Below are 4,675 nucleotides of genomic sequence, written 5' to 3'. Positions count from 1 at the left end.
GGGCGTGCGCCGTGCCCGTCGAAAGGGCAGCGCGGCTGTCTTGGCTGGCAGGGCTGCTTGCGGTCTTGCCTCGGGCCCATTCGATGAACTGCGCATCGCGCAGTTCATCGACCACCGGTCCAGCGCTTGCGCTGGTCCGGGTCCAGGGGCGGATAGCCCCGGTGGGGCCTGGGGCAACGCCCCAGCGAAGCGCCCCCCAGATGAAACCAATGCTCAGGACATTCCCAGCCAGACGCGTACGATAGGCGCATGTCGCAGCCGAACCGGCTCGTGCGCCCGATCCTGATCGTCGTCGCCATTGCGCTCGTCGCGCTCTTGCTCTCGCGCCTCGGCGGGAGTGGCCCCGAGCGGTCGGCTTCCCTCCCGGCTCCGAGCACGAACCCCACGCCCGCGCCGCGTCCGCGCACGTCCCGCGCCGTCGCCGAGCGCCCCGGCCCTCTGCGCCTCCCTAGCGGCGAGATCGCCGTCGACGAGACCCGCCGCGCCGGAGCTTTTTCCGGTCGCGTGGTCGAAGCTCGCACCGGCGCGCCCATCGCAGGCGCCACGCTCACCTTCGACCAGGAGGGCGTGGCTCGCGCCGTCACCTCGGGCGCGGACGGCGCCTTCCTCTTCGAACCCCCGGCGCCCGGCGTCTATGCGCTCGCGATGGTGACCGCCAAGGGCTTCCACCCGTTCGCCCCGGCGTGGGGCGAGAGCCCGATCACGCTGATTGCCCGCGCCGGCGAGGTCGTCCGCGGCCTGACCATCACCCTCGAGCCCGAGCGCCGCTACGAGGGCGTGGTCCTCACGCCCGCCGGCGAACCGGCGCCCAAGGCCGAGGTCCGCATCCTCGAAGCCCCCGGCGGCGAGGCCAGCGCGGGCGGACGTTTCGTCGCCGACGACACGGGCGCCTTCACGTTCAGCGCCCCCGACGACGCCCTGCTCGAAGCCACGCACCCGGATCACGCCCCCGCCCGGGCGCGCCTCGACATGCGCGCGCAGGCGAGCGGCCGCGTCACGCTCAGGCTCCGGCCCAAGGGCGAGGCGATCGTGCTCGCGTCCATCACCGGCGTGGTCGTCGACGCGGCCGGCGCGCCCGTGCCGTTTGCCGGCGTGAGCGCCCGCTTCCACCGCGACATCGTGCGCGACGACGACCTCCACCCCGGCGCGAGCGCCACCACCGACGAGCGCGGCGCCTTCACGCTGGAAGGGCTCGACCCCGGCACGTACGAGCTCACGGCCCGCGAAGGCGCGCGCATCGCCCGCGCCGAGGGCGTCGCGGCCGGCGCCGAGGGCGTCACCCTCCGCCTCACTGCGACCGGCCGCATCCGCGGCACCGTCCGCGGCGGCAGCACCGGCACGCCCGTCGCCTCCTTCTCCGTCGTCGCCGCGCGCCACCGCGGCCCCCTCGAGCGCGAGTACTCCGCCTCCACCTCGTTCTTCGACGCCACGGGCGCCTACGAGATCGGCGACCTCCTCCCCGGCACCTACGCCGTCACCGCGGCGGCCCTCGGCCACGCCCCCTCGGCGACCGTCGACGTCACCGTCCCCGCGGGTGGCGAGGCCACCGCGGACCTCGTCCTCCGCGCCGGCGGCCGCCTCCACGGCATCGTCGTCGAGGATGACACGGAAGAGCCCATCCAGGGCGCGCGCGTCACCATCGAAGGCCAGCTCGGCGCGGGCGCTGGCCCGGTCCCCGTCGTCGCCGACGCGACCACCGACGCCTCCGGCCGCTTCTCGCTGCTCGGCCTCGCCGAGGGCGCGCGCTCCGTCACGGCGACGGCGCCGGGACATCACGGCCGCGTCCTCTCCGGCCTCGTCGTGACCGAGGGCGGCGAGATCGGCCCGGTCAGGATCTCCCTCGCCAAGCTGAAGGACGGCGAGGAGGCCCGCATGGAGCTCACGGGCATCGGCGCCGTCCTCGGCCCCAAGGGCGACGCGCTCGTGATTGGCCAGGTCCTTCCCGGCGGCGGCGCCGCGAACGCGGGGCTCGGCCCGGGCGACGCCATCGTCGCCATCGACGGCGCCCCGATCGTCGAGATCGGCTTCGAGGCCGCCGTCGAGCGCATCCGCGGCCCCGAGGGCAGCCTGGTCAGGCTCTCCGTGCGCCGTGGCGGCACGGGCGAGGCCACCGACATCGCCGTGCGGCGTACGCGCATTCGCGGCTAGCATTCATGGGAACGACGCTCCTACTTCTGCTGGCGATAGGTGCGCTACGATGGCCCCATGACGAAAGCTCGATTCTTCCTTGTCGCCCCTCTCTTCGTCCTCGGCTGCGCGGAGACGGTCACCGAATCGCCTCCGCCGCCCGATCCCACGCCGACCTCCGTGTGCGGCGAGTCGCTCGACCTCACGTTTGGCACCTCGGAATCACGAACGAACATCACCGGCCTCTCGGTCGCCGTCGACGACGCTTGTAACACCATCCTCGCCGGCACGACGCAAGGCCCCATCAATTTCGGCGGGGGCACCCTCGGCAGCGCCGACGCGCCCTTTGGCTTCGTGGTGAAGCTCGACGCGAGCGGCAAACACGTCTGGAGCCGCGCGCTCCCGACCGGCGCCACGTTCGAAGGAAAGGACGTCCTCGCCGTCGACCCGCAAGGTGGAGTCCTGCTCGCCGGGAGCTTGCGCGCCGACGTGGACCTCGGGGGAGGTCCGCTCGGCGGCGAATACGTGCGCGCGAACCACCCGTTTTTGCTGCGGCTCGACGCGGACGGCAACCACGTCTCGAGCCGTCGCCTGCCCGGCAACTTGCCGGACGACGTCAATTTCAGCGGCGGCTTCGCCCGCGTCGTGGAGGGCGTCACGTTCGACGCCGAGGGCAACTTCGTGATCAGCGGCAGGTTCGTCGGCACGCTCGATCTGGGCGGCGTCACGGTGACGAGCGTGCCCGAGGCGTGGGACGAATTCTTCGTGAACTACAAGCCCGACGTGTTCGTCGCGAGATACGACACGCAAGGCGAGCTCCTCTGGGCCAAGAAGTACGGCGGCGACATCTCGGACTACCCGGCCGGGCTCGACGTGACCCCGGCCGGCGAAGTGGTCTTCGTGTATACACAAGTCAGCATCCCGGAGAGCGCCGGCGAGCCGATCGGCTTGCACGTGAAGAAGTATTCGCCCGGCGGCGACATCGTCTGGAGCAAGGTCTTCGAGGAGTCGATCCTGGCCGGCTTCGGCGGCAGCGTGGTGGTGACGGACGACGGCGGCCTCGTCCTCGGCGGGGAGGGGGGGCTCGTCTTCGGCGGCATCGGCACGTTCGGTCCGGCTTTCGTGGCCCGGCTCGATTCGAAGGGCGAGCCCGTGCTCGGCGTCTCGGTCACGGGCGACACGACCGCCATGGTCACCGCCGTGGCGCCCGAGGGGACCAGCGGCGTCCGCGCCGTCGGCTGGTTCGAGGACACGCTGCTCGTGCACGGAAAAACCATGGCCGGCTCGAACGGCGGGCTCGACGGGTTCGACGTGCGCGTGGAATGGGACGACGCGGCGAACACCGTCGCGACGTTCGGCGCCGAAGCGGACGAGCTCGCCCTCGCGATGGCGCAGAGCAAGGACGGCGATCGGTTGATCGTCGGCGTCGAGGGTCCGCTCGTCCACCTGGACGAGTCCCTCTCGCCCTATTCGCAGGGGACGCGCATCTTCCTGCGCCGCCGCAGGTAAAACGCCTCAAGCGGCCACGCGGCGCGGGCCCCAGAGCTCCCAGATCTCCGACGGGAGCTGGCCGCGGATGTGCTCGAGCTCCCCCTGCGGGAGCACGGCGCGCACGCCTTGCAGCACGGCCCGCGCGACGAGCTCGGCCTCGCCGACCTGGATTTGCAGGTGATCGGCGAGCAATTGCAGGAACTCCCCCCGATCGAATACGTCACTCTCGAACCCACGGTGCGCCGCGCACGGCTGCACGAGGGTCTGCAGCGCCTCGGGCAGGCTGTTCGCGAGATCCTGCGCCCCACCCTTGCTCAGCCGTCGCGAGAGAACACAAAGCACGGCCGCGGCAGCCTCGGGCGTGCGTACCTTCTGCGGCAACCCGCCGACCTGCTCGATGTGCTCGACGATGCGCCGCGACACGGGATCGATCCGCGCGCCGCCCTGAGGTCCCTGGTTTGCCATGTGGTTCCTTCCTTCTCGCTGAACGGAACGTTCCGCCGCAAAAGGGCAAGCAGGGTGCCCAGGGCCGATGATCCAAGCGCCGCGCCCCGCCGGTCGGCGTAGGATTCCGCAAGGCAAGCCCGGCGGTTTTACCGAGGCGTCGTCCGGTGTACCATGGCCGCATGAAGTGGGAGCAAGTCAGCAAGCTCGCGCGTGAGCTACCCGAGGTCGAGGAAGACACCTGGTTCCGGACCCCGGCGATGAAGGTCCGCGGCAAAGGTTTTTGTCGTTTGCGCGAGGAAGGCGACGTGATCGTGTTTTTGACCGAGAGCGTCGACGAGCAGGAGTTCTTGATCGAGAATCGTCCCGATATCTACTTCATCACGGACCATTACCGCGGCTGGCCGGCCGTGCTGGCGCGGCTCCCGAAGCTCACGGTGGCCGAGTGCCGGCTGCGGCTCGAACGCGCATGGCGCCTCAAGGCGCCGAAAGCCGTGCTCAAGGCGTTCGACGCGCCGGGGAAGGCAAAGGCGAAGGCTGACTGAGCGGTGCGCGTGCGCGGGGCGTTGCCCCGCACCCCAGCAGGGGGCTGTCCGCCCCCTGCACCCCGGCC

General features: G+C 71.4%; 4 protein-coding genes. 3 read left to right on the top strand and 1 reads right to left on the bottom strand.

All coding sequences use genetic code 11. The annotated features are described in order from the left end of the window. The first annotated feature begins 249 nt into the window (after positions 1-249). Positions 250-2,148 (top strand): carboxypeptidase regulatory-like domain-containing protein, encoded by a 1,899-nt coding sequence (locus QHF83_RS52895; RefSeq protein WP_282425807.1) that lies wholly within the window; start codon positions 250-252, stop codon positions 2,146-2,148. Positions 2,149-2,205: 57 nt separating this feature from the next. Continuing rightward, positions 2,206-3,636 (top strand): hypothetical protein, encoded by a 1,431-nt coding sequence (locus tag QHF83_RS52890; protein ID WP_282425806.1) that lies wholly within the window; start codon positions 2,206-2,208, stop codon positions 3,634-3,636. Positions 3,637-3,642: 6 nt separating this feature from the next. Here QHF83_RS52890 and QHF83_RS52885 read toward each other — a convergent pair whose 3' ends face one another. Then, complete coding sequence (locus tag QHF83_RS52885; protein ID WP_282425805.1) at positions 3,643-4,083, bottom strand: DUF2267 domain-containing protein; 441 nt, start codon at positions 4,081-4,083, stop codon at positions 3,643-3,645. 161 nt (positions 4,084-4,244) lie between these two features. Between QHF83_RS52885 and QHF83_RS52880 the strand changes: the two genes are divergently transcribed. Then, positions 4,245-4,607, top strand: coding sequence for an MmcQ/YjbR family DNA-binding protein (locus tag QHF83_RS52880; protein WP_282425804.1), 363 nt, complete (start codon positions 4,245-4,247; stop codon positions 4,605-4,607). The last annotated feature ends 68 nt before the right edge of the window (positions 4,608-4,675 follow it).

Source organism: Polyangium sp. 15x6 (genome assembly GCF_029960785.1).
Lineage (GTDB): Bacteria > Myxococcota_A > Polyangia > Polyangiales > Polyangiaceae > Polyangium.
The sequence above is the reverse complement of the archived record's forward strand: the minus strand, read 5'-3'. Positions and strand labels throughout refer to the sequence as shown.